Below are 25373 nucleotides of genomic sequence, written 5' to 3' on the forward strand. Positions count from 1 at the left end.
GGCGGGGGCGTTGAGCGCCATGGATGGCGCGAAACGAGGCCCGCATGGATGCGGCCCTTGCCGTCCCCCGCCAACCCACCCCGCCCCGCCAACCCAACAGCCCCACAGCGTTTGCCGTTGCCGTGGCGGTAGCTTGTAAGCAAGCAGGTGCCGGGCGCAGCCCGGCAACCAACCCAACCCACCCCTACGGCTTGACCCGGGAATCGACACCCTGCGGAACGCTGTCGTGATACCGCCCCGTGCGCGAATCGAACACCCGGTTCGGACCGGCCGGCTTCACCCCCGGAATGATCCGCCCATCGCGGTCATACACCTTCGCCGGTGCCGTGCTCGCCGGGGGCGCCACGACCTGCGCCGGCCCCGTGCTGCGGATCGGCCCGGCCGCCGGCGGCGGGCTCGCTATCGGCCGCGGAGCCTGCACCGGTGACGGCGGCGCAGGCTGCACCGCGCGCGGCGGCTGGGGCGCCGGCGGCGGTGGCGGCGGACTGACCGTGGTCGCACTGCGGGTCGCCGTCGGGCTGGACGGCGACGCCAGCTGCGCCGACGCCAGCGCCGGCAGCAGCAACGCAGACAGCAGGAACAATGAACGCTTCATGGCAGGCCCCGGCAGTAGTTCAGCGCAGCGTGCGCCGTCCCCCGTGTGCCTCCCATGAACAACGCCCGCGCTTGCATGCCCGGCGCGGCGTCCCCATCTCCGCAGGCATCCCCCAGGAGATACCGCATGAGCGCCTTCGACCTCACGCCCCCGACCGACGCACAGCGCCAGGCACTGGAATCCTCGCTCAGCCCCGACGAGGCCCGCGTGCTGCTCCAGCACGGTACCGAAGCGCCCTTCTGCGGCGTGTTCCTCGACAACAAGCGCGATGGCGTCTACTGCTGCCGGCTGTGTGCCCTGCCGCTGTTCCGCTCCAGCACCAAGTTCGATTCGGGCACCGGCTGGCCCAGCTTCTTCGCCCCGTTCGCCCCGGAACACGTGCGCGAGATCCGCGACATCAGCCATGGAATGATCCGCACCGAAATCACCTGCGCCCGCTGCGGCAGCCACTTGGGCCATGTGTTCCCGGACGGCCCGCCGCCCACCTTCGAGCGCCACTGCCTGAACTCCGTCTCACTTTCGTTCACCGAAAACGGCGCGTCGTATGACGATCCACTGCAGCGGGGCGGCGCCGAAGCCGAACCAGCGGGTTGATCCGCGGCGGCACGCCCGCCGACGGATTTCACACATTGCCTCTTCAGAAATCGCGTGAACGCGCCGTTAGGGAGTTACCCCCTCTCCCTGCGTCGCGTCCATGCTCATCCTCATCGGCTTCCTCGTCGTCATCGCCAGCGTGCTCGGTGGGTATCTCGGCGCCCACGGACGACTGGGCGCGCTCTGGCAGCCGTATGAGCTGGTGATCATCGGGGGCGCCGCCGTCGGCGCGTTCCTGGTCGGCACCCCGGCAAAGACCGTCAAGCAGACCCTGAAAGCCAGCGTGGCCGTGTTCAAGGGCCCGCGTTACAAGCAGCAGGACTACATCGACGTCCTCAGCCTGGTCTACGAGCTGCTCAACAAGGCGCGCCGCGAAGGCTTCATGTCACTGGAAGACCACGTCGAGAAGCCCGGCGAAAGTCCCATTTTCGCCAACTACCCCAAGGTCCAGGCCGACCACCACCTGGTCGACTTCATCACCGACTGCCTGCGCCTGATGATCGGCAGCAACATCGAACCGCACGAACTGGAACCGCTGCTGGAGCTGGAGCTGGACAAGCACCATGTAGAAGCGCTGGCGCCCTCGCAGGTCATCACCAAGGTGGCCGACGGCCTGCCCGGCTTCGGCATCGTGGCGGCGGTGCTGGGCATCGTGATCACCATGGGCTCGATCGGCGGCCCGATCGAGGAAGTCGGCGCGCACGTGGCCGGCGCGCTGGTCGGCACCTTCCTCGGCATCCTGCTGGGTTACGGCTTCGTCGGCCCGATGGCCGCGGCGATGGAAGCACGCGCCGAGCAGGACAGCCGCATCTACGAATCGGTGAAGACCGCCCTGCTGGCCTGCCTGCGCGGCTACAACCCGAAGATCGCGCTGGAATTCGCCCGCAAGACGCTGCCGTCCGACGTGCGCCCGGCGTTCTCCGAATTCGAGCAGCACCTGAAGACGGTCAAGTAAGCCATGAGCGAGACCAAGCCCACCGTCATCGTCCGCCGGGTCAAGAAGAAGGGCCACGCCGCCCACCACGGCGGCTCGTGGAAGGTGGCCTACGCCGACTTCGTCACCGCGATGATGGCCTTCTTCCTGGTGCTGTGGCTGGTGGCGTCCACCAGCAAGCCCGAGCGCGGCGCGATTTCAGAATACTTCCGCAATCCCAGCCCGTTGTCCGGCACCAGCAGTACCCCGGCACCGGGCATGGCCGGGCCGGGCGGCGCCAGCACCTCGATGATCAAGCTGGGCGGGGCGGCCGATGTCAGCCGTGGCACCAGCAATGATCCCTTCCAGAACCAGCAGGAAAGCATTCCCAAGGCGGTCGACCCCGATACGCGCCAGCAGGAGAAGAAGCAGCTGGAAGCGCTGATGCAGGAACTCACCGAAGCGATCAGCAAGAGCCAGGCGCTGGAACCGTTCAAGGACCAGCTGCTGCTCGACCTGACCCCGGAAGGGCTGCGCGTGCAGATCGTGGACAAACAGAACCGGCCGATGTTCGACCTCGGCGGGTCGGCACTGAAGCCGTACACGCAGACCATCCTGCGCGAACTGGCCAATTACCTGAACCATGTGCCGAACCGGATCAGCCTGACCGGCCACACCGACACCGCCGCGTACAGCACCCAGCACGGCTACGGCAACTGGGAACTCAGCGCCGACCGCGCCAATGCGGCCCGCCGCGCGCTGGTGGATGGCGGGCTGGATGAGGCAAAGGTCACCCGCGTGGTGGGGCTGGCCTCTTCGGTGCTGTTCGACAAGACCAACCCGGCCAACCCGATCAACCGCCGCATCAGCATCGTGGTGATGACCCGCGATGCCGAAGCCTCCGCGCTGGCAGGCGCCGGCTCGCCGGTCGCGTTGTCCGCCGCCGTGGCCGATCCGGACGTGCAGGCCGCGCAGGTGCCGGCCGTGGTGGGCGACGCCGCGCCGTAGCGCCAAGCGCGCCCTGCGCTGGGCCATTACAATGGCGGCCTTCCCTTTTTTCAGGCTCCCACCATGTCCAAGCTTTCCAAAGCCAAGCGCGACAAGCGCAAGAAGCAGCAGCCCAAGCGCGCCTTCGCCCGCCTGAGCGACCAGCAGCAGGTACAGAACCACGCCGTGCTGACCAACGAAGAAGGCCAGGTGGTCGCGGCGATCGGCCTGCAGGGCCGCCAGTGGCTGCTGTCGATCGGCGGCCAGACCATGGGCAACGCCGATGATCCGATGCCGATGCTGGCCATGCTCAAGCACCTGGCCAACGTGCAGGGCAAGGAAGGCCGCAAGGTCGAGCTGCAGTACTCCGAAGGCCTGGGCGAGCTGATCAAGATCATGGCCGCCGAAAAGGAACTGGACGCCGACGCCTACCTGGACCAGCTGGCCGCCGAGTTCGACAACATCGATGCCGAAGACGCCGCTGAAGGCGAGGCCGCGCAGGGCGATGCCGATGCCGATGCCGATGCCGATGCCGATGCCGGCACCGACGCTGGCGAGACGGCTGCAGGCGGCGACGCCGAGGCGGCCACCGAGGCACCGGCCGATGCCGACGCCGACGCCGACGCCGACGACAAGCCGAAGGCCTGAAGGGCTTCGGGACCCCGGTGACGGTCTACGTCGACGACGCAGTACAGGCCTGGCGCGGACAGCGCTGGGCCCACCTGATGGCCGACACCCTGGCCGAGCTGCACGCGATGGCGGCGCAGCTCGGCATCCCGCGCCGAGCGTTCCAGAACAAATCCAGCGGCGCGCACTACGATGTCACCGTGGCCTTGCGCGCGCAGGCGATCGTGCTCGGCGCGCAGCCGATTTCCCGGCATACCGACCGCGAACGGCTCAAGGCGGTGATCGCCAATGCCCGCGCGCAGTACCAGCCCGGGTAACGGGCGCCGGCTCCGGTGCGCTCAGAACGGATCGCTGCCCAGCCGCACTTCCACGTTCAGCAGCGAACACAGCGCCAGCATCGCATCGTCGTCGCGGGTCAGCGCCATCCAGCCGGTGAAGCCATCGCTGCCGGCGTCCACGCTCCACAGCGTGTAATTGTTTTCGCGCAGGCGGTCGAAGGCGGTGGACATCAGCTGCACGCCGTCCAGCCCGACGCTGAAGTCTTCGTCGTCCAGGTCGCCGCCCCAGTCCACCTGCAGGTTGAAGCGCGCAGACAGCTCGTTGACCGCCGACATCAGCGATTCCAGGTCATCGCGCTCCACCTCGAAGCCGCTCTGCCAGCCGATCGCGGTGAACAGTGGCGGAATCCAGTCGCTGTCCGGCTCCAACGGCTCGCCCTGGTCAGCCAGCAGCTCGCGCCAGCGGTTGAACTGGGCCAGCGCCAGCTCTTCGTCGCCGGGATTGATCAGCACCAGCAGGTTCCACGCACGCGCCTCGAAATCGTCCTCGTCGTAGTCGTGGGCGTCTTCTTCGAAGTCGAAATAATCGCTGTTGTCGGGCATGTTCGGGATCCTGCGGTCATGGTGCTGTGACACGCATTCTGAGGCCTGGCGGACGCCGCCGGAAGCATCGGCGTTGGGTCGCGCGCCGCGTACAGGTATCCTTCACTCCATGAAGCCGGCCTTGGTGGCCGTCACAGTGAAGCTGAAATGAGCGATACCCCTCCCGACCACCTGGCCATCAACCCGGCCAGCCCCCACCACGATGCGCAGGCGCTGGAGCGCGGCGTCGGCGTGCGCTTCAACGATGTCGAACGCACCGATGTCGAAGAATACTCGGTCAGCGAAGGCTGGATCCGCGTGCAGGCCGGCAAGGCCCGCGACCGTCGCGGCAACCCGATGACCTTGAAGATCAAGGGCAGCGTCGAAGTCCGCTACCTCGACCTGAAGCCGCAGGCCTGATCAAGATCCGCCGAGCATGACGATGCCGGTCGTCCTGACCGGCATCCTGCGGGCCGTCGCAGGCGCGGCGCTACTCGCGCTGCCGCGATTCCAGCAGGTCCAGGTTGCGGATCAGCTTGCGTGATATCTCATCGGAGATCACCCCGCGGCGGGTCAGCCGGAACAGCTCCTCGCGCTCGGCGGTCAGCCCGGCGCCGCGCAGCTGGCGGTAGCCGCGCTCCATCCGCCGCACCTTCTCCGGATCGGCATCCGGACCATGCTCTTTTTCCAGGTTGCGCTGGTACAGCAGGCTCACCCGTGACGCCGCATCGTTGTACAGCTGCACGTTGTCGGTGGTCTGGTTCAGCACCAGCTGCTGGCGCATCCGCTCCACCCCGGCCAGCGCCGCCTTGGACGCCAGCTTGCGCGCCACGTCCTCTTCCTTGCGCTCGCCCGAATCGGCCGGCAACTGCAGGCCTTTCAGCAGCTGCGGCAGGGCCACGCTGGCGCCCACCAGCGAGAACAGGATCACCGCCGCGGCCAGGAAGATCACCAGGTCACGCGCCGGGAACGGATCGCCGCTGGGCAGGAACAACGGCAGGGTCAGCACGCCGGCCAGGGTGATCGCCCCGCGTACGCCGGCCACCGAGGTCGCCACCACGATGCGCCAGTTCGGTGCCTGGCGCTGCTCGTCGCCGCGACGGCGTGCCCGCAGCAGGTTCCAGCGCAGTGACAGCCATACCCACAGCAGGCGCAGCAGGATCAGCGCCAGGTTGATCACGATCACGTACACCGCCAGCCACCACGGACTCTGGTGGCCGCTCTCGCTCATCGTGGCCACGGCGCGCTCCACGATGCCCGGCAGCTGTTCACCCAGCAGCACGAACATGATGCCGTTGAAGCTGAACTGCAGCATGTTCCACACCGCCGAACGCTGCACGCGCATGCTGCCGGACACGCGGCCGGTCAGCTCCACGTAGCTCATCGTGATGCCCGCCGCCACCGCCGCAAGGATGCCCGATGCGTTGATTTCTTCGGCCAGCAGGTAGGCGGCGAACGGAATCAGCAGGTTGACCAGCATCGCCGCGCCGGGCTCTTCGCCGAAGCGGCGCCACAGCCAGCGCTGGAAGGTGGACACGCCCAGCGTCACCGCCACGCCGACCGCCAGGCCGGCCGCGGCCACCCACAGGAAGGTCATCGAAGCGGTGGCCAGCGAGAACGAACCGGTCATCACCGCCGCAACCGCGAAGCGGAAGCAGACCAGGCCGGAGGCATCGTTGAGCAGGGATTCGCCTTCCAGGATGTGCATCAGCCGCTTCGGAATCGGCGCCTTGGAGGCAATCGCGCCAACCGCGACCGGATCGGTCGGCGAAATGATCGCCGCCAGCGCGAAGCACACCGCCAGCGGCATCACCGGGATCATCCAGTGGATCAGCAGGCCCGCACCGATCACCGTGAACACCACCAGCCCGAAGGCCAGTTCCAGGATCGCGCCCTTGTCGCGGAACAGGCCCTGCTTGGGGATGCGCCAACCGTCCAGGAACAGCAGCGGCGGCAGGAACAGCAGGAAGAACATGTCCGGGTCGAGCTCGTGCCCGCGGTTGAATACACCGGCAATCACCGCGCCCAGCGCGATCTGCACCAGCGGCAACGGCAGCGAAAACGGCAGGACGCGGACCAGGTAACCGCTGGCCACGACGGCGACCAGCATCGCCAGGACCACTTCAATGGTGTGCATGCATCATCCAGATGACGGCGCCAACGAGGGGAGGGATGGCCATGCGGCCAAGGCGCCAGTAACCGGAAAAAACTAGCACACCCCGGCGATCAGGCCCACGCCTGCATCGCATGGGCTCAGCGGGGCGACAGCAAACCGCCGGCGCCGTCGAAGCGGTACAGATCCATCGCCAGCATGCCGGCATCGATGCCCGCGTCGATGCGTCGTGCGCCCAGTCCGCCCTCGCCTGCCGCGCCCATGGCGAAGTGCAGCGGCTGCAGATGCTCGTCGCTGGGATGCGCCTGCACGGCCCCCGGCGCCCGGGCCCGGTAGTCGAGCAGTGCCCCTACGTCGTCGTCGGCCAGGCGCTGCTCCACCCAGCCGATGAACGGCCGGACATAGGGCGCTTCCTTGCCGTCCTGGTAACGACGGAAATCGTGCAGGTTGTGGGTGATGCTGCCCGATCCCACCAGCAGCACGCCCTGTTCGCGCAGCGGCGCCAGCGCCCTGCCCAGCGCGAACTGGTGGGCGGGGCCCAGCTGCGGCTGCAGTGACAGCGGCACCACCGGGATCGAGGCGTCCGGGAACAGGAAGCGCAGCGGCACCCAGGCGCCGTGGTCCAGTCCGCGGCCGGCATCCAGCCGCGCCGGCAGGCCGGCATCGACCAGCAGTTGCTGCACCTGGGCCGCCAGCGCCGGCGCACCCGGCGCCGGGTACTGCAGCTGGTACAGCGCATCCGGGAAGCCGCCGAAATCATGGATCGTCGGTGGCAGCGGATGCGCCCCCACCAGCGGTTGCGCACTCAGCCAGTGCGCGCTGGCCATGACGATGGCGCGCGGGCGTGGCAGGTCGGCCGCCAGCTCGGCCAGCCGCTGGCCAACCAGCCCGGGCTGCAGCGCGGTCATCGGCGAACCATGCGAGATGTACAGGCTGGGCAGGCGGCTCATGGCGGACTCCTCGAAGGACTCATCGCAGCTTATGGCCAGCAGCCCGCGCGAAAAATACGGCGCATCGAGTCGGTTTGTTGCAGGAACAGGAACAATGGCCCCACTGCCGGCGCGGCCTGCTGCCCGGCAGCGCCGAGGCCATGCTCGGCGGGAGTCCTGCACCGCGCGGGGCGCTCGCCGAGCACGGCTCGGCGCTACAGCACCACTTCCACCGCGTCCAACTGCTCGATCACCGTCTTCAACGGGGCCGGCCGGCCCAGCAGGTAGCCCTGCACCTGGTCGCAGCCATGCGCGGCCAGCCACTGCAGTTGCCCCGGCGTCTCCACGCCTTCGGCGATGATGGTCAGGCCCATGCTGTGACCCAGCGACAGCAGCGCCCGGCAGATCGACGCGTTGCGCGGGTTGATCTCCACATCGGCCACGAAGCTGCGGTCGATCTTCAGGATGTCCAGCGGCAGATGCTGCAGGTAGGACATGCTGGAGAACCCCGTGCCGAAGTCGTCCAGCGACACGCAGATGCCCTGTTCGTGCAGGCGCTGCATGGTCTGCATCGCCTGGGCCGGCTTGCGCATCAGGCTGCTTTCGGTAAGCTCGACCTGCAACGCACCGCGTGCCAGCCCGAACTCCTCCATCGCGCGGCCGAACTCGCCGACCAGGTCGCTGTTGAAGAACTGCACTGCAGACACGTTCACCGCGATCGGCAGGTCGGCCCAGCCGGCATCCACCAGTTGCCGCTGGGCCTGCGCGGCCGCGCGGATCACCCAGCGCCCCAACGCCAGGATCAGGCCGGTGTCTTCGCACAGCTGGATGAAATCGCCCGGCGGGATGAAGCTGCCATCGGCCTGCGGCCAGCGCAGCAGCGCCTCGAGCGCGGCCGGCGTGCCATCGCTGGCATGGCAGATCGGCTGGAAATACAGCTCGAATTCGGCATCGATGGCGTTGTGGATACGGCCGGCCAGCCGCAACCGCTCGGCCAGCCGTGCATTGACGCTGGGGTCGAAGCGCGCCAGTACATCGCCTTCGGCACGCGCACTGTGCGCGGCCTGCGCCGCCATGCCGATCACCTGCGCGGCCAGCAGCCCGTCGCCGGGCGCGTGCACGGCCACGCCGATGCTCGGCTCGAACTGGTGCAGCGAATCCTGCCCGCGCACCGGCTCGGACACGATCTGCACCAGTGCATCCAACGCGTTCTTCGCATCGTGCGCATCGCTGAAGGCGAACACGAAATCTTCCGCCGGCTGGAACGCCAGCCAGCCGAACCGCGCGCCCAGTCCCCCCAGGCGCGTGGCCATCGCCTGCAGCACGGCGTCGCCGATGTCGCTGCCCAGCGCATCGGAGATCAGCCGCAGGCCCCGCAGCTGGATGAACGCCACCGTGTAGCTGCCGGCGCATTCGTCCAGCGCCTCGGCCAACGCACGCGTATTGAGCAGGCCGGTCTGCGGGTGGTGGCTGGCGTGGTAGGCCAGTTCGCGCTCGTAGGCCAGGCGCTCGCTGACATCCTCGGCCAGCACCAGGCAGGCCGGGTGGCCGTCGAAATCCAGCCGCGACAGATGCGCACGCACCTCGAACACCGATCCATCCTTGCGCTGGTGCAGCCGGATCTTCGCGTCCGCGGCTTCCCCAACGCGGGCCTCGGCGATGGCACCGCGGATCTCGTCCCAGCCTTCGCGTGGGCGGATGTCGAGAATGCTCATCGCCAGGAATTCTTCGCGGGTATAGCCGTACTGGCTGATCGCAGCCTGGTTGACCTCCAGGAAGCGCAGCGTATCGGGATCGAACACCCAGAACGGCGCTGGATTGCGGTCGAACAGCAGGCGGAACTGGCGCTCGGCCTGGTCGGCGCGCTCGCGCGCCAGGTAGCGCTCGCTGATGTCGGTCAGGGCGCCGATCATCCGCCGCTGGCGATCACCGATCACCACGCGCCGACCGCGCGCGGACACCCAGCGGACATCGCCGCCCGGCAGCACGATGCGGAACACTTCATCCAGCACGGCATCGCCGGCGAAGGCCCGGTCGAAGGCCGCCTGCATGCGCACGCCGTCCTCGCGGTGCACACGGTGGAAGAACTCGGACAAGGGCAGCGCATCGACGTCAACGCCGAAAATCTCGCGTGCCAGCGGCGACCAGTGCAACTGGCAGGCGTCTTCGTCCACGTGCCAGGTGCAGACATGGCCTACCTGGTGGGCCAGCAACAGTTCGGCGTGGCCGGTGCGCAGTTCTTCGGCCAGCACATGCTGCCGCCGCGCCGCGCGGCCGATGCCCCACACCAGGCCGGCCAGCAGCCCGCAGTACAGCAGGAACATCGCCACCGAGGCGTATACGTAGGGCCACCATGCGGCCAGCACTTCGCGATGGCCCAGCCCGGCATACACCGCAAGCGGATACTGATGCAGCGTGCTCATCGCCGATATGCGCGCGACCCCGTCGATCGGGCTCGTTTCCACGCCCAGCGAACGCACCGCGTCACTGCCCAGCGCCTGTCGGTGGGCCAACGGAAACTGCTGCCCCACCACGTTGCCGTCCATCGGGGATCGCGCCAGCACGTGGCCTTCCACATCGCTGATCGACACCACCCCACGCGTGCCGATGTCCAGCCCGCCGATGATCCGCTGCAGCTCGCTGGTATGCAGGCGCACCAGCAGCCAGCGATCCTGTTCCAGCTGCAGGGCCAGCGGCAGCACCCAGTTCAGGCCATCGCGTCGCTGCGGCGGCCCCAGGTACAGGTCACTGCCGCGGCCACGCCGTTGCCCGTCCACCCACAGCGGCAGCTGCAGGTCGCCGACGCCGCTGGTCAGCGCGCGGCCGTGCTGGTCCACCACCACGATGCTGTCCAGTTCGGCATGCCGGTGCAGCACGCCGGCGATGTTCTGGTCCAGCAGGTCCGGTGCCTGTGCGGGCACGCTGCGGAACAGTTGTGCAGCGTCCGCGCCGACGCCCTGCATCGCCCGTTCCAGGTTGCGCATTTCCAGCCACAGCAGGCGCTGGCTGCCCACCGCCAACGTGCGGCTCTGGCGCTGGGCAACATCAAGGCGGCGCTGGAAGTCACTGGCCAGCATCGTCGCCAGCCCGGCGGCGAACAGCAGGCCCAGCAGCATTCCACCCCATAACAGGGCCCGCTGCGGCCGAACCAGCATGCGGCTCAGTGCGGCCATCGATGGCAACGTCGGCGGTAGTGGCCAGGTGCTCTCATGCGCGAACGTTTTCCTGTGATCCACACCTAAGCGGCCGCGGATCGACTTTCTTGACCGTGCTGTCTTCTCGCCGGCGGTTCCGCGTCGAACGCGCTTCCTCCCGGCCCCCTCGTGCAGCATGCATCACGTCGATGACGACAGGAAGAGTGTCCGCCCCTGTTCAGCCACATCCGGCACAGGCGACCCCCGCTTTCGGTACGGTTGCCATTGCAACCAGCCCCGCCGGCAGGGATTAGACTGGCCGTTTCCCGTCGCCCGAGTACTCCATGCCTACGTTGCGTCGCGCTCCCCTGCTGCTGGCGATCACCGCCAGCCTGTCCCTTTCCCTGGCGGCCTGTGGCGGCGATGATCCCCCGGCCACCCCCGAGGCTCCCCCGCAGGCAGAAGCCGCGCAGGCGCCCAAGCCGCAGCTGGGCAGCTTCGGTTTCGACGCCGACGGCATGGACCGCAGCATCGCCGCCGGTGACAACTTCTTTGATTTCGCCAACGGCAGCTGGGTCAAGAACACCGAAATCCCGGCCGACCGTTCGCGCTTCGGCAGCTTCAACGTGATCGCCGAAAAGACCCAGGCCGACACCCGCGCCATCCTGGAAGGGGCGGCCAACAACGCGCAGGCCAGCGGCGAAGACAAGCTGATCGGCGATTACTACGCCGCCTTCATGGACGAAGCCGGGATTGAACAGCGTGGGCTGGCACCGGTGCAGCCGCAGCTGCAGGCGATCGATGCACTGGCCGACAAGGCTGCCCTGGCCCGCGCGCTGGGCGCCGACGTACGCGCCGACGTGGACCTGCTCAACGCCACCAACTTCTATACCGACCGCCTGTTCGGCCTGTGGGTATCGGTGGACCTGCTGCAGCCGGCACGCACCGCGCCCTACCTGGTGCAGGGTGGACTGGGCCTGCCCGACCGTGACTTCTACCTGGGCGATGGCCGCATGGCCGAGCTGCGCAGGCAGTACCAGGAGTACATCGGCCAAGTGCTGACGCTGGCCGGCGTTGCCGATGCCGGCGCCAAGGCGCAGCGCATCGTCGCGCTGGAAACCAAGATCGCCAAGGCGCACGCCACCCAGGAAGAAACCAACGACGTGGCCAAGGGGGCCAACCCGTGGACGCGCGACGACTTCAGCGCCAAGGCACCGGGCATGGACTGGGCGGCCTTCCTGGAGGCCTCGGGACTGTCGCAGCAGCAGGACTTCATCGTCTGGCAGCCCAAGGCCGTCGCCGGCCTGTCGCGGCTGGTCGCCACCGAGCCGCTGGACGTCTGGAAGGACTACCTGACCTTCCACGCCCTCGACCGCGCCGCGCCCTACCTGCCGAAGAAGTTCGCCGATGCGCGCTTCGCCTTCCACGGCACCACGCTGAGCGGCACCCCGCAGCAGAGTGATCGCTGGAAGCGCGCGGTGGACGATGCCAACCATGCCATCGGCGAGGCCATCGGCAAGCGTTACGTGGAAAAGCACTTCGACGCCAGGACGAAGGAGCGCGCCGACGAGATGGCGAAGAACATCATCGCCGCGTTCGGCAAGCGCATCGATGCGCTGGACTGGATGTCGCCGCAGACCAAGGCCAGCGCCAAGGCCAAGGTCGCCGGACTGAAGGTCGGCATGGGTTACCCGGACAGCTGGCGCGACTACAGCGGCCTGGAGATCAAGCGCGACGACCCGCTGGGCAATGCACAACGCGCCGAACAGTTCGAGTACCAGCGCAACCTGGCCAAGCTGGGCAAGGCGCCGGACCATGGTGAGTGGGCGATGCTGCCGCAGACCATCAATGCGATGAACGTGCCGCTGGAAAACCGCCTGGTGTTCCCGGCCGCCATCCTGCAGCCGCCGTTCTTCGACGGTGCGGCCGACGATGCGGTGAACTACGGTGCCATCGGCGCGGTGATCGGCCATGAAATCAGCCATGGCTTCGACAACGCCGGCGCCCTGTTCGATGACACCGGCCGCCTGCACAACTGGTGGACGCCGCAGGACCTGGAGAAGTTCAACGCGGCCGGTGACGCGCTGGCGGCGCAGTTCAGCAGCTACGAGCCGTTCCCCGGCGTGCACGTCAATGGACGCCTGTCGCTGGGCGAGAACATCGCCGACGTGGCCGGCCTCGGCACCGCCTACGATGCCTACCAGCTGTCGCTGCAGGGCAAGCCCGGCCAGACGCTGGAAGGCTTCACGCCGGACCAGCGCTTCTTCCTCGGCTTCGCGCAGGCGTGGCGCAGCAAGAGCCGCGAGCAGGCGCTGCGTAATTCGCTGCTGACCGACGTGCACGCACCCGGCCAGTTCCGTGCGCTGACCGTGCGCAACCTCGATGCGTGGTACCCGGCCTTCGATGTCAAGGAAGGCCAGAAGCTGTACCTGGCACCGGAAAAGCGCGTCAAGGTCTGGTAACAAGCGGGCCCAGGTCGATGACGACTGTCAGTCGTCACTGCCCTTCGGCCACGCTTTCAACACCCCCACCCCAACCCCCATCCGCGCACACGCGCGGCTGGCCAGGCCATCCGGCAGCGCACGCCGGAACAGCGGCGCTGCACCCTGCAGCAGCCGCATCGACGCGCGTGCCTGCAGCCGTTGCCGCGTGCCCTGCTCCAGCATCTCCCCTGCCCACGGCGGCAGCAGTGCCGCCGCCGCGCCCAGGAACACGTCGCGCGACACGCCCGGCACCGGTACCGGCAGCCGCACCGACTGCAGGACCTGCAGCACCTCGCGGGCCCGCCCGTCCAGGCGCAGCTGTGGCTGCTGCCGGGCAAACCACGCATCCACTTCCGCCTCGCTGCGTGGCACGCCGGTCGCGCCCAGCGCCTCGGCCACGCGCCGGTATTCATCGTAGTAACGGTCGGCCAGCGGCCCGGGCACCGCACGCCCGTAACGGCGGAAACCCTGCAGGAACCCGTAGGCCTCGGTCACGTGCACCCACGTCAGCAGCTCCGGATCATCCGCCGCATAGGCCACCCCATCCACGCTGCCGCGCACGCTGGCATGGATGCGCCGCACCCGCGCCACCAGCTTTTCCACCTCGGCCGTGGGCGCATAGGTGGTGCCGGCCACGAAGGCGGTGGTGCGGCGCAGCCGGCCGACCAGGTCCTCGCGGAAGTTGGAATGGTCATACACCCCGGCCAGCGCACGCGGATGCAGCAGCTGCAGCATCAACGCACACAGCCCGCCGGCCAGCATCGATGGCAGTTCCGCATGCACCCGCCAGGTCATGCTGTCCGGTCCGAACCAGCCGGGGTCGCCGGCCGGGTGGTCATAGTCGATGCCACTCTGGCCGCGCGGAAAGGCGTCCAGCACCCAGCGCCGGATCGGGGCGGTCAGTGGATTCAACGGTGAAGACATGCGGCGGACCTGGATTCCTGATTGGCGCAGATTGCGCGTTTCCGGCCCATTGTGGGTCATCGGCGATGACCGGGCACCTCACGTGCTTCACCGCGATCGCGGATGTGCGGCCGCAGCACGATTCACACTGCGACATCTTGTCGCAGGGCGTCCAGCTGATGCTGCGTCGCATCACACCATTCCACCCCCGGCGTATTCAGCCCGGGCGCACACGCGGTCTTCGCACCGCCCTTATTGCGCCGCCCGCTGGAAGTGCTAGAACTGAATCCGCCTCACCGGTCCAACGCATCGCCGCACGTTCCAACAGGGAGCCCGCCATGATTGCTTTGTTCAAAGGTCTAGGATTGTTGTTGCGCGACAACGAGCTGTACCACAGCCCGTTCGAAAAACAGGTGGCCCATTGGCGCGGCATGAGCGAGCAGCAGATCCGCGACGAGGTGGCTGTACTGGCGCAGGCGAAGTGCCAATGGCTGATGGCGTCCATCGTCGGCTGGCAGGCCGCCTCGCTGCTGATCCTGGGGCTGATCGCCAACTACCTCTGGCGCGACGACTTCCATATCACCTTTACCCGCGTGGTGATCATCATCGGCTCGTGGGTTTCGATCCTGTTCGTGATCTGGTTCATGGCCAACATGTTCGACCAGCAGGCCGGCTTCGAACGCTGGATGAAAGCCTTCAACAGCCGCGCGCGCATCACCTCCAGCGCCGACAGCGTGGAATGCGTGGCCGATGCGCTGGGCATGGCCGAACACTATCCGGAAGTGCTGGATTACAAGCAGGCCGTCACCGAAAAGCGCGAACTGCGCCACGAAGACATCCGCATCATGACCGAGATCGGGCGCATGCGGCAGCACAGCGAACTGGTCGGTCGCCTCAACCATGTCGGCGAAACCAGCAGTCACCGCGACCTCACCCTGCAGCCCGCCTTCTGATCAGGAACGGGACGGATCCCCTCCGTCCCTTCCTCACGGTTACTGGCAGGGCGCGGTGGTGCTGTTGCTGACGCAGGTCTTGAAGCCGGTGGGCAGGCCTGCGCGTTTCTGGCTGTGGCCGGCGCGGATGTCGAACGCCTGCAGCATGCCGCGTTCGCAGTGGTGCTGGCCGTCGCAGGTCTCCTTGAAGACCTGGTAATAGCAGCGCCCGCTGGCACTGCGCACGCATTCGAACGACGCGCTTTCCGCACGCACCGAGGTGCGGCTGAACAGCTGGTCGATGCCCTGTTCACTGATACGGGTGATCGAGGTGCTGGTGACCTTGTCCTGGCAACCGAACAACGACAGCAGGCAGCTCAGCACGGTGGTGAGATAACGCATGGCACGGTCCTTCCTGGTTGGCCCGGCGCGGTGTTACATGCCGCGGAACAGGCTCATGAACGGTTGACTGACGGAGAGCGTTTCAGGCCGGTCGCGCAGGCGCAGTACGCCGCGTCCGGTGTCATCGCGGCTGACCGCCGCCACGGCCTTCATGTTGACGATGGTGGAGCGATGCACCTGCCGGAACTGGCGCGCATCCAGCGCCTCCAGCAGCTCGCGCAACGGCGTGCGCAACAGGCTTTCGCCGGCCGCCGTCACCACCGTGGTGTACTTGTTGTCCGCGCGGAAATACACCACGTCTTCGAGCATGATCAGCACGGTATCGCGTCCATTGCTTGCGGTGATCCAGGCCAGTGGCGGGGTGTCGGCACGCGGTTGCCCGGTGCCCAGCCGCTGCAGCAGGCGCTCCAGCACCGCATCGTCGTTGCGCGCCGCCGGCAGGCGCGCCAGCAGGCGCTCGCGCGTGGCCAGCAGGCGCTCGTCGCTGACCGGCTTCAGCAGGTAGTCCATGGCACCCTGTTCGAAGGCATCGATGGCGTACTGGTCGTAGGCAGTGACGAACACCACCTGCGTGCGTGGGCTCAGCTCGCCCAGCGCGCGTGCCACCTGGATGCCGCTGATGCCGGGCATGCGGATGTCCAGGAAGGCGATGTCCGGTTGTTTCTCGGCCAGCTGCTCCAGCGCGCTGGCGCCGTCCTCGCACTCGGCCACGATGCGCAGCTCCGGCCACAGCCGGCGCAGCTGCTCCACCAACGCGCTGCGCAGCAGCTCTTCGTCTTCGGCGATCAAGGCATCAAGCGGCATGTCGGGGCTCCTTGGCGGCCTGCGGCAGGGTCATGGTGGCGGCCACGCCGCTGGGGAAATTGGCCACGATCGCCACGCCGGCCTGCTCACCGCAGGTCAGGCGCAGACGTTCCCGCAGGTTCTTCAGGCCGATGCCGGTGCCGCTGGTGCCGTGGCCGAAGCCCAAGCCGTCATCGGCCACGGTCACCGTGACGTGGTCATCGAAGGCCCGCGCGATGATCCAGATCGTGCCGCCACCGGGCTTGGGTTCCAGGCCATGCTTGACCGCGTTTTCCACCAGCGTCTGCAGCGCCATCGAAGGCAGCCGCACGCCATGGAGTGCATCGGGCACCTGCACTTCCACGCCCAGCCGGGCACCCATGCGGATGCGCAGGATTTCCAGGTAGGCACGGGTGCGCTCCAGCTCCACGCCCAGCGTGGACACCGACTCGTCCATGCTCGGCAGCGAGCTGCGCAGGTACTGGATCAGGTGGCCCAGCATCACGTCGGCACGCGCGGGATCGGTGCGCGTCAGCACCTGCGCATTGGCCAGCGTGTTGTACAGGAAGTGCGGTTCGACCTGCGCGTGCAGCAGGTTCAAGCGCGCGACCGACAGCTCCTTTTCCACGTGGGTCTGTTCGGCGGCGGCCTGTTCGTCGCGACGCTGGTCGGCCACGCGGCGGCTGACGGCACGGGTCACCGCCTCGGCATTCTCGTAGTTGCTGCCCTCGTCCAGCGCCAGCAGGTCGGCCCACCAGCCGGCATCGGGTTCGAACAACAGGGTCACCGTGCTGGTGCCCTGCCCCGGGGTGATCGTGGCCAGGATGCTGTTGCGCTTGATCGCCAGCCGCGCCGGCAGGTTCCAGCGCGAAGGCTGGCGGCCATTCCAGGGATCCACCCGGCGCACGTAGGCACGCACCTGCAGGCTGCCCGATGCGCTCTCGATATCCTCCACCCGCGGCAGTTCGGCGATTGCCGATTCCAGCAGCGCGAACGCCGGGCCGGCGTCCATCGGCAGCTCGATCTGCCGCCGCTGGCGGCTGGACAGCGTGCTGCCGTCCAGCTTGCCGGCCACCAGCCACACCCGCCGCACATGGGTGATCGCACTGCCCAGCGCCGACAGCATCAGGAACATCGCCAGCAGCCCGAACACCCAGCCCGGGCCATCGTTCATGCCGCTGAAGAGCCCGCTCCAGACCATGCCGGCCACGATCAGCGCCGCCGTCCAGGCCAACAGGTGTCGGAAGATCAGGGAGACGCTGGGAAACACGGGAACCGCCTTCACGAAAGGATGGGCCGAGCATAGTGCGCCAGCCCACCACCGCAAGCACCGGGCGACGAAAGCCCTGAATCCGCCGACCAACCCCGCCCCGGCAGTGACGACCGCCGCCCGTCAACCCAGCCCCGGTAGTGACGGCCGCTGGCCGTCAGCCCAGCCCCGGTGGGTGACGACCGTTGGTCGTCACGCCCCCGCCTCAGCGACGCTCCGCAGCGCTCTGGTCGCGCACCGCACGAAACGCTTCTTCCGCGTTCCAGTTCGGCCACGCACGGGAGTTCGCCAGCTCGCTGCCCAAGGTGTACAGCACCTCCAGGTCACGCGCGGCGCCGGCGAACTTCCAGTCCGGCTGCCACTCGTCGCCCTGCTGGTGATAGCGCTTGGCGGTGTAATCGTCCGATGCCTTCTTGCCCGCCGCGATGCCACCGTCCACCCAATCCTGCCCGGCCGACCAGGACAACGCCGGCACGCCGCGCTTGGCAAACGGGAAGTGGTCGGAGCGGAAGAACAGGCCCGCCTCCGGCTTCGGATCCGGCGTGTAGCGGATGTCCCAACGCTGCGCCACGGCCTTCAGCTGGTCCAGCAGCTCGAAGCGTGCAGTGCCGTAGATGCCGAAATCGCGCGACGGACTGAACGGCGCCATGCCATCCATGTTGATCACCGCCACGGTCTTTTCCAGCGGATACAGCGGGTGGGTAGCGTAGTACTCCGAACCCAGCAGGCCCTTCTCTTCGGCAGTCACGGCCAGGAACAGCAGCGAGCGCTGCGGCTTCGGCGCCTTGGCGAAGCCACGCGCCAGTTCCACCAGCGACGCCGTGCCGCTGGCGTTGTCCAGCGCCCCGTTGAAGATGCGGTCACCGCGCGCATCCGGCTCACCCACGCCGATGTGGTCCCAGTGCGCGCTGTACACCACCGTCTCATCAGCGTGCGTGCTGCCTTCCAGGCGCGCGGCCACGTTGTGCGAGGTGATCACCTCGGTCTTCACCGCGTACTTCGCATCCAGGCTGGCGCCGGTCAGCGGCACCGGCTTGAAATCGCGCTGCTGCGCCTGGCGCTTCAGCGCCTCGAAATCCAGGCCCGCCGAGCGGAACAGGTCCACCGCCAGGTCGCGCTGGATCCAGCCTTCCAGCAACGGGTGGCTGTCGGCCGGCCTGTCACGCACCACGTCGAACATGGTGTTGGTATTGGACCCGGCCACGGTGGCCCAGCCATACGACGCCGGTGCCGTCTCGTGCACGATCAGCACACCGAGCGCCCCCTGGCGTGCGCCTTCTTCGTACTTGTAGGTCCAGCGCCCGTAGTAGGTCATGCCCTTGCCATCGAAGTCGCCCTGGCCGGTTTCGAAGTCCGGGTCGTTGATCAGCACCACGGCGATCTTGCCCTTCAGGTCCACGCCCTTGAAGTCGTCCCAGTTCTTTTCCGGTGCCTTCACTCCGTAGCCGAGGAACACCAGCGGTGCCTTGCTGATGTCGACATGGTCGGCGCCGTTCATCGCCGCGCGCACCGCGATCTGCTTGCCCTGTTCCAGCGGCAGCGACGTGCCGCCCTGCTGCAGCGCCAACTGCGGGATGCCGACGATGTCGCCCTTCAGCAGCGGCACGGCCTGGGTCCACAGGCGCTTGCCATCCTGCACATCACCCCCGGGCTGCAGGCCGGCGGCAGCGAACTGCTGGCTCAGGAAGGCGATGGTCTTTGCTTCGCCGGCGGTGGCCGGGGAACGGCCTTCGTAGGCATCGGAGGCCAGTTCCTTGACGTCGGCGGAGATCCGCGCGCCATCGAACTTCGGCGTTGCCGCCATCACCGCGGTGGACACCGACAGGGCCAGCACGCTCATTACCACTCGCTTCATTGCTCTCTCCAGCAGGGACTGCGACAAGACGTCGAGTGTAGCCGCTGCATGCCCCGGTAGTGACGGCCGCTGGCCGTCAATCATCGCGTCACCGCAACGCATCCGCCCGCGCCAGCAACGCCTCGCGTTCGCGCGCGTTTCCACTCAACCCAGCGGCGTGCACGAAAGCAGCGCGCGCATCCGCTGTGCGCCCCAGCCGCGCCAGCACCTCCCCCTTCACCACCCACAGCGGCGCGTGCGCCTGCAGCCGCGGTTCAATCAACAGCGGTTGCAGCTGTCCCCACGCCACCAGCGCGCCTTCCGCGCGCAGCACCGCCACCACCCGGTTCAAGGCCACCACCGGACCCGGCTGCACCCGCAGCAGGCGATCGTACAGCGCCGCGATCGCGGCCCAGTCGGTGTCCGTAGCAACGCGCGCTCGAGCATGGCAGGCGGCGATACCGGCCTGCAGCACATAACGGTCGTCGTCGCCGCGCAGTTCCTTCGCACGCTGCAGTGCGGCCAGTCCGCGCTCTATCTGCAGCCAGTCCCAGCGCGCGCGATCCTGCTGCTCCAGCAGAACCGCACGCCCGCCTGTCCCGGTGCGCGCCGCACCGCGCGACGCCTGCAGTTCCATCAAGGCCAGCAGCCCGTGCACGGCGGCATGCGCGGGCAACCGCACCGCCAGTATCCGCCCCAGCCGCAACGCTTCTTCGCACAGCGCCGGGCGCATCCAGTCTTCGCCATGGCTGGCCGCGTAGCCTTCGTTGAACACCAGGTAAACCACTTCCAGCACCGACTGCAGCCGCGCCGGCAGCTCGGCGCTGCGCGGCACCTCGAACGCCACGTTGCTGCGCTCCAAGGTGCGTTTGGCACGCACGATGCGCTGGGCGATGGTCGGCTCGGGCTGCAGGAACGCACGGGCGATTTCCTGCGTGGTCAGCCCGCCCAGCAGGCGCAGGGTCAACGCTACCCGCGCATCGGCCGGCAGCACCGGATGGCAGGCCACGAACACCAACCGCAGCAGGTCATCGCCGATGTCATCGCCCAGTGCCTCGCTGTCGTCCGGCGGCGCAGGCACGGCCGGATGCAGCGCCTCGCCCCATTGCGCATGCTGCCCGGCAACGCGCTGGCGCTGGCGCAGCACATCGATGGCACGGTTGCGCGCAGCGGTCATCAGCCAGGCTCCTGGATTGTCCGGCATGCCCTCCAGCGGCCAGCGCTCCAGCGCGGCCACCCAGCAGTCCTGCACCAGCTCCTCGGCACGGCCGACATCACCGCCCAGCATCCGTGCCAGGCGCGCGATCAATCCCGGCGACTCCATCCGCCACAATGCATGCAGCCGCTCCTGCATGCTCAGGGCGACTTCATGCAGTTGACCATCCACGGCTTGCCATAGCGGTCCTGCAGCATGCCCCAGCGATGCGCCCAGAAGGTCTCGCCGATCGGCATGTGCACCACGCCGCCTTCGGCCAGTGCGGCGAACACCCGTTCGGCTTCCTCCGGCGTGTCCACGTCCACGTTGATGGTGGTGCTGCCCCCGCCGTCCTCGCCCGGGCCATCGGCGGCCATCAGCACCGCCGTGCCCACTTCCAGCTGCGAATGCGCCACGTGGTCCAGGGTCTCCGGCGGCATCTCGTTGCAGCCGGGCGAGCCGTCGGGCGGCGGCATGTCGCGGTACCGCATTTCCGCAGTCACCTTGCCGCCCAGCGCCTGGGCGTAGAACGCCATCGCGTCGTGTGCCTGGCCCTTGAAGCCAAGGAATGGAATCAGTTTCATCTTCGGTACTCCCGTGCAGAGGTGGTTACGAACGACCAGCAAGGAGGGGTCAGAGTCCGGGGTCAGAGTCCGGGGTCAGAGTCAGGACTCTGACCCCGGACTCTGACCCCGGACTCTGACCCCATCAGCGCGCGGCGGTCTGCTCGCGCAGGCGCTGTTCCTTCTCGCGCAGTTCGGCGGTGAAGGCCTCGCCGAAATCTTCTTCGGCCATCAGCGGGCGCAGTTCCAGCACATCGCCCGGTGCGAACGGGGCGCGCTGCGCCCACTCCAGCGCCTCGTCCAGCGAGCGCACCTGCCACAGCCAGAAACCGGCCACCAGCGATCCGGGATCGGCAAACGGACCGGCTTCGACCTGCGGCGGCGTGGCCTCGCCGAAGTGCACGCGTTTGCCGCGGGCACTGGCATGCAGCCCCTCGCCCGCCAGCAGGATCCCGGCCCGCACCAGTGCTTCGTTGAAGTTGCCCATCGCGATGATGTCATCGGTGCTGGGCAGGGTGCCCGCCTCGATCCTTGCGTTGGATTTGACGAAAACCATCACCTTCATGTCTGCGCTCCCAAAGCGGCCGGTCCTGCCCGGCCTTCATGATGTCGACGAACCACGGGCAGGGAAATCGACATCGTGTGCAAACGGGGAATCACCGGCCATCCGGTCACTGGCAGGCACCGCGCAGGACCGCCTGATGCGGCGCCGCAGCACGCCCCAGCGCCGCGCTGCGCCATCATGGGCACCTGCCGCCAACGGACACTCCCATGCCGCAGTACGCCCTGCTGATCTATATCGACCCCGCCCTGCTCGGCGCGCTGCCCGGCGCGGAGTTCGATGCGCTGATGCGCGCGTGCCTGCAGCATGCCGATGCCCTGCAGGCCGAAGGCACCCTGCTGGCATCGCAGAAACTGCAGCCGATCGAACAGGCCCGCACCTTGCGGGTACGCAGTGGCCAGGAGCGCGTATTGGACGGTCCCTTTGCTGAAACCCGCGAACTGCTGGCCGGGTTCAACCTGATCCAGGCACCCGACCATGACAGCGCCCTGCGCATCGCCCGCGGCTTCCCCTGGGCACGCTTCGGCAGCATCGAAGTGCGGCCCCTGGAAGACCTGGATGCCGAGCGCCTGCGCGTCGGCGCCTGAACCGGCACCACGCACCTGCCGCCTGCAGCGGCTCAGTCGACCAGCAGCACGCGCAGGTCGCGCACGCCCAAGGCTTCATTGCCACTGTGGTCGCGCGCGTGCGCACGGATCACGTACTCCCCCGGGGGCAAGGCGGCGGGCTGCCAGCGCCCCACCGCCATCAGTCCATCGCGCACGGTGTTGGTCGCCAGGTAACGGAAGCGGGTGACCGCGCTGCCGTGCACGGTGATGCCACTGTCCGGCGCATACGCCACGCGCACCGCCTGCTGCTGTGGAGGCATGCGGTTGAACACGATGTTCCAGCGCGGCTGCTCGTAGCCGGCCAGCGGCTGCCCGGCCGCATCCTGTATCTGGTAACCCACCTGGTACAGCCCCAGCCGGCGCCGCGGCAGGTTGCCGTCCACCTGGTCCCAGGCCTCCACCACGATCTGCACGCCGCGGCCACTGCGTGATACCGGCACGCGCCCCTGGGCATCGGCGCGCAGTGGCTGGTCGGCATCATCCAGCAGCGCCACATCGGTGATGCGCGGAGCCACGGTATCCACGAAACCGTTGAACCCAAGCAGCGCGGCGTTGCGCTGGAAGCCGCTGCTGCCCACGCTCAGGTGCACGTGCGCCTGGCTGTTGATGCTGCCCAGCCGGTCGCCGGCCTGGATCCGCGTTCCGCGGCGCAGGCGGATGCGCTCCAGCTTGCCATCCGCATCGAAGAGCTGTTGCCAGCGTTCGTCGAAGGCCACCCCGCGCGCATCGCGGCCCACCCGCATGTGCAGGTAACGCAGCGGCCCGACCTCCAGCCCTTCGGCCTGTCCGCCCACGGTCCAACTGGACAACGGGCTGTCGATCTTGCCATCGGCGATCGCCAGCACGGTCTGGCCGACATCGCCGCGCACGTCGAACCCATCGTGCAGGTGGTGCCGACTCTCGCCCTTGAAGTTGCCGCGCACCTCGCCCAGCGTGCCCACCACCTCGTGCCAGCCCAACTGCGGCGCCAGCGGCCAGCGGCCTTCCGTGCGCGGCAACGGCGCATCCACGGCCGGTCCCACCAGCGCCGGTGCCGGTGCCTGGCCCGGATCCAGCGCAACCACCCGGTGCAGGCGCCACGCCGCGGCATCGGCCACGCGCAGGCTGCCATCAGCGGCCACCGCCACGGCGCTGGGGCGGGCAAGCCGCGGTACCTGCCCGGTGCCAACCAGGGCGATCTGGTGGCCCTGCGCGGACACCTGCACGATGCGCCCGCTGCGGTCGCCCACGTACAGCACGCCGTCATGGCTGCCCGCCAGCGACAGCGGACCGTTGATCACGTTGGAAGACGGCACCGGCGTATCCACCTGCCCGTCCATGCCCACCCGGCGGATCGCATTGTTATGGAAGTCCGCCACCAGCAATGCGCCATCGCCGTCCCACGCCAGCGCCACCGGGGTATCGAAGCGGGCCACGCCGGCGAAACCATCGATGTGCGCCGGCTCGCCGCCGCCGGCCAAGGTGCGCACCGTGCCATCCGGGCTGATCACCCGGATCCGGTCGTTCCAGGTATCGGCCACGTAGACACGGCCCTGCGCATCCACCGCCACGCCCATCGGTCCGTCGAAGCGCGCCTGCGCGGCAGGTCCATCGGCGAAGCCGCGGGTGCCGCCAGCCAGCGTGGTGACCTGGCCGTCCAACCCTATGCGGCGGATCGCATGGTTGCCGGTGTCGGCCACGTACACCACCCCGGCCGCATCGCGCGCCAACCCGGAAGGCGTATGGAAGCGGGCCTGCAGCGCCGGCCCATCGGCCAGTCCTTCAGCGCTGCCGGCCAGCGTGGAAACACTGCCATCGGCGGCCACGCGGCGGATGCGGTTGTTGTCCCCGGCGTCGGCCACCAGCAGGCTGCCATCGTCCAGCGCAAGCAGGGCGTACGGATCGGAAAAACGCGCCTGCGCTGCGGCACCATCACGCAGGCCCGGCACGCCATCGCCGGCCAGCGGCTGCAGCTGCGCGGTCCAACCCAGCGTGGTCGGTGCCGGTCCTGCAGGTACGGCCTCGGTGACCGTTCGTGGCAGGAAGGTCGCTGCCACCGCCAACGCCGTTGCCACGGCCACCCCGATGATCCATCGCACACGCACCATCTGCATCCCTTCGTTCTTTTCGCAGCGAGGACGATAGCCGTTGCCGCAACGCGCGCCAAGGCAGGCCGACGCGGCAGGCTCAGCGCGCGGGCACTTCGCTGCGGATGCCCATTGCCTCGCGGTAACGCGCGTACAACGCCATCACTTTCTCCACGTAAGCCAGCGTTTCGGCATACGGCGGCACGCCGTTGTAGCGGCTCACCGCGCCGATGCCCGCGTTGTAGGCGGCTGCCGCCAGCACGTGGTCGCCCTTGTAGCGCCGCAGCAGGGCGCGCATGTGGCGGGCGCCGCCGTCGATGGACTGCGCGGCCGACAGCGGGTCCTGCACGCCGTAGTCGCTGGCGGTATCGGGCATCAGCTGCATCACCCCCTGCGCGCCCTTCGGCGACACCGCGGCCGCATCGAAGCCGCTCTCTGCATGGGCGATCGCGCGCAGCCAGGCATCTTCCACCCCGGTGGCCTTGGCCGCCGCCTTGAACTGTTTCGCATGCGGTGCCAGCTGCGCGGCGCCGACGCGGCCCAGCCCGGCATGCGCCGGCTCCCCCGGCGGGGTGGCCACGGTGAACTTCAGGTACACCCGCGATCCGGGCAGGTTGCGGGTGGAATAGACCAGCCTGCCGTCCTGCTCGCGTTCGTACAGGGTGCCGCTGAACACCCCCATGTTCCCCCACAGGTTGGGCGCCTGCACCGCGCTGTCATCGATTTCCTTTGCCGTGCAGCGCGATCCCGGCTCCGGCGCGGTCGCCATGCTGACCGTGTTGCCCTGCACGCAGCGGTACACCGTACGCGCCTGCGCCGACCCCCAGGCCACGGCCAGCAACAGCACACAGAAGCAGGCGGGCACGCGCATCGGCAGGAGCATCGGCAGGGGGTCGGCGGCATGGTGTGCCGCGGGCGCGGAATCCCCGGTGAAGACGCCAGCTGACGTTTCTGGCCGCCTGGGCCGCTGCCCTGCGTAGCATGCAGTCCACGCGTGGGGCGCCCGCGCCGGCTGCGTCC

At 68.3% G+C, this 25373-nt stretch carries 24 protein-coding genes; 9 read left to right on the top strand and 15 right to left on the bottom strand.

Going from position 1 to position 25373, the window contains the following annotated elements; all coding sequences use genetic code 11:
• Window positions 1-184: 184 nt before the first annotated feature.
• Complete coding sequence (locus RTX79_RS13370; RefSeq protein WP_123700316.1) at window positions 185-595, bottom strand: classical arabinogalactan protein 4; 411 nt, start codon at window positions 593-595, stop codon at window positions 185-187.
• A 126-nt stretch (window positions 596-721) separates the two neighbouring features.
• Between RTX79_RS13370 and msrB the strand changes: the two genes are divergently transcribed.
• The 5 genes from msrB to RTX79_RS13395 all read left to right on the top strand — a co-directional run bounded on the left by msrB (window position 722) and on the right by RTX79_RS13395 (window position 4033).
• Complete coding sequence (msrB, locus tag RTX79_RS13375; protein ID WP_042612775.1) at window positions 722-1189, top strand: peptide-methionine (R)-S-oxide reductase MsrB; 468 nt, start codon at window positions 722-724, stop codon at window positions 1187-1189.
• Between the two features lie 100 nt (window positions 1190-1289).
• Window positions 1290-2144: a flagellar motor stator protein MotA gene (gene motA, locus RTX79_RS13380; RefSeq protein ID WP_312684242.1), complete on the top strand. Its 855-nt coding sequence runs from the start codon at window positions 1290-1292 to the stop codon at window positions 2142-2144.
• A gap of 3 nt (window positions 2145-2147) precedes the next feature.
• Window positions 2148-3110, top strand: a complete 963-nt coding sequence (gene motB / locus RTX79_RS13385; protein WP_312684244.1) for a flagellar motor protein MotB — start codon at window positions 2148-2150, stop codon at window positions 3108-3110.
• A gap of 63 nt (window positions 3111-3173) precedes the next feature.
• Entirely contained in the window at window positions 3174-3737 is a 564-nt protein-coding gene (locus RTX79_RS13390) for a hypothetical protein (protein ID WP_312684247.1), read from the top strand.
• Between the two features lie 17 nt (window positions 3738-3754).
• On the top strand, window positions 3755-4033 hold the full coding sequence (locus RTX79_RS13395; RefSeq protein ID WP_123700313.1) for a DUF4031 domain-containing protein: 279 nt from the start codon (window positions 3755-3757) through the stop codon (window positions 4031-4033).
• Between the two features lie 21 nt (window positions 4034-4054).
• On the opposite strand, the gene RTX79_RS13400 is transcribed toward RTX79_RS13395, so the two are convergent.
• Window positions 4055-4597 carry a DUF6630 family protein gene (locus tag RTX79_RS13400; RefSeq protein WP_312684251.1) on the bottom strand — a complete coding sequence of 181 codons (543 nt, stop codon included), beginning with the start codon at window positions 4595-4597 and terminating at the stop codon, window positions 4055-4057.
• A 147-nt stretch (window positions 4598-4744) separates the two neighbouring features.
• Here RTX79_RS13400 and RTX79_RS13405 point away from each other — a divergent pair, with 147 nt between their 5' ends.
• Complete coding sequence (locus tag RTX79_RS13405) at window positions 4745-4996, top strand: DUF3297 family protein (RefSeq protein WP_042612769.1); 252 nt, start codon at window positions 4745-4747, stop codon at window positions 4994-4996.
• 70 nt (window positions 4997-5066) lie between these two features.
• On the opposite strand, the gene RTX79_RS13410 is transcribed toward RTX79_RS13405, so the two are convergent.
• From RTX79_RS13410 to RTX79_RS13420, 3 genes are all read right to left on the bottom strand, one after another.
• A complete protein-coding gene (locus tag RTX79_RS13410) occupies window positions 5067-6713 on the bottom strand; it encodes a Na+/H+ antiporter (protein ID WP_123700312.1) in 1647 nt (548 codons plus the stop codon).
• 116 nt (window positions 6714-6829) lie between these two features.
• Window positions 6830-7639: a DODA-type extradiol aromatic ring-opening family dioxygenase gene (locus tag RTX79_RS13415; RefSeq protein ID WP_312684263.1), complete on the bottom strand. Its 810-nt coding sequence runs from the start codon at window positions 7637-7639 to the stop codon at window positions 6830-6832.
• A gap of 194 nt (window positions 7640-7833) precedes the next feature.
• A complete protein-coding gene (locus RTX79_RS13420) occupies window positions 7834-10791 on the bottom strand; it encodes a bifunctional diguanylate cyclase/phosphodiesterase (protein WP_312684266.1) in 2958 nt (985 codons plus the stop codon).
• Between the two features lie 305 nt (window positions 10792-11096).
• Between RTX79_RS13420 and RTX79_RS13425 the strand changes: the two genes are divergently transcribed.
• Window positions 11097-13214 (top strand): M13 family metallopeptidase, encoded by a 2118-nt coding sequence (locus tag RTX79_RS13425; RefSeq protein ID WP_312684270.1) that lies wholly within the window; start codon window positions 11097-11099, stop codon window positions 13212-13214.
• A gap of 27 nt (window positions 13215-13241) precedes the next feature.
• On the opposite strand, the gene RTX79_RS13430 is transcribed toward RTX79_RS13425, so the two are convergent.
• Entirely contained in the window at window positions 13242-14159 is a 918-nt protein-coding gene (locus RTX79_RS13430; protein ID WP_312684272.1) for an oxygenase MpaB family protein, read from the bottom strand.
• 317 nt (window positions 14160-14476) lie between these two features.
• Between RTX79_RS13430 and RTX79_RS13435 the strand changes: the two genes are divergently transcribed.
• The gene (locus RTX79_RS13435) at window positions 14477-15091 is read left to right on the top strand and encodes a hypothetical protein (protein WP_057507360.1); all 615 of its coding nucleotides are present in this window, start codon (window positions 14477-14479) and stop codon (window positions 15089-15091) included.
• 39 nt (window positions 15092-15130) lie between these two features.
• Here RTX79_RS13435 and RTX79_RS13440 read toward each other — a convergent pair whose 3' ends face one another.
• The 7 genes from RTX79_RS13440 to RTX79_RS13470 form a co-directional block, all read right to left on the bottom strand.
• The gene (locus RTX79_RS13440) at window positions 15131-15472 is read right to left on the bottom strand and encodes a hypothetical protein (protein ID WP_312684276.1); all 342 of its coding nucleotides are present in this window, start codon (window positions 15470-15472) and stop codon (window positions 15131-15133) included.
• Window positions 15473-15505: 33 nt separating this feature from the next.
• Entirely contained in the window at window positions 15506-16276 is a 771-nt protein-coding gene (locus RTX79_RS13445; RefSeq protein WP_057507362.1) for a LytR/AlgR family response regulator transcription factor, read from the bottom strand.
• Entirely contained in the window at window positions 16266-17525 is a 1260-nt protein-coding gene (locus RTX79_RS13450; protein WP_057507363.1) for a sensor histidine kinase, read from the bottom strand. The genes RTX79_RS13445 and RTX79_RS13450 overlap by 11 nt, the downstream gene beginning before the upstream one ends.
• A 205-nt stretch (window positions 17526-17730) precedes the next feature.
• Window positions 17731-19380: a M28 family metallopeptidase gene (locus tag RTX79_RS13455; RefSeq protein WP_312684280.1), complete on the bottom strand. Its 1650-nt coding sequence runs from the start codon at window positions 19378-19380 to the stop codon at window positions 17731-17733.
• Window positions 19381-19468: 88 nt separating this feature from the next.
• Window positions 19469-20713 carry an RNA polymerase sigma factor gene (locus tag RTX79_RS13460; RefSeq protein WP_428696011.1) on the bottom strand — a complete coding sequence of 415 codons (1245 nt, stop codon included), beginning with the start codon at window positions 20711-20713 and terminating at the stop codon, window positions 19469-19471.
• 2 nt (window positions 20714-20715) lie between these two features.
• Window positions 20716-21138, bottom strand: a complete 423-nt coding sequence (locus RTX79_RS13465) for a VOC family protein (RefSeq protein WP_312684281.1) — start codon at window positions 21136-21138, stop codon at window positions 20716-20718.
• 124 nt (window positions 21139-21262) lie between these two features.
• Window positions 21263-21682, bottom strand: coding sequence for a YciI family protein (locus RTX79_RS13470; RefSeq protein WP_312684283.1), 420 nt, complete (start codon window positions 21680-21682; stop codon window positions 21263-21265).
• Window positions 21683-21888: 206 nt separating this feature from the next.
• On the opposite strand from RTX79_RS13470, the gene RTX79_RS13475 reads away from it, so the two are divergent.
• Entirely contained in the window at window positions 21889-22266 is a 378-nt protein-coding gene (locus RTX79_RS13475) for a YciI family protein (protein WP_057507367.1), read from the top strand.
• Between the two features lie 32 nt (window positions 22267-22298).
• Here the strand turns inward: RTX79_RS13475 and RTX79_RS13480 are convergent, their stop codons facing one another.
• Window positions 22299-24374, bottom strand: coding sequence for an SMP-30/gluconolactonase/LRE family protein (locus RTX79_RS13480; protein WP_312684419.1), 2076 nt, complete (start codon window positions 24372-24374; stop codon window positions 22299-22301).
• A gap of 79 nt (window positions 24375-24453) precedes the next feature.
• Window positions 24454-25236 carry a lytic transglycosylase domain-containing protein gene (locus RTX79_RS13485; protein ID WP_428696010.1) on the bottom strand — a complete coding sequence of 261 codons (783 nt, stop codon included), beginning with the start codon at window positions 25234-25236 and terminating at the stop codon, window positions 24454-24456.
• Between the last annotated feature and the right edge of the window lie 137 nt (window positions 25237-25373).

Origin of the sequence: Stenotrophomonas chelatiphaga (assembly GCF_032054965.1) — a bacterium.
GTDB lineage: Bacteria > Pseudomonadota > Gammaproteobacteria > Xanthomonadales > Xanthomonadaceae > Stenotrophomonas > Stenotrophomonas chelatiphaga.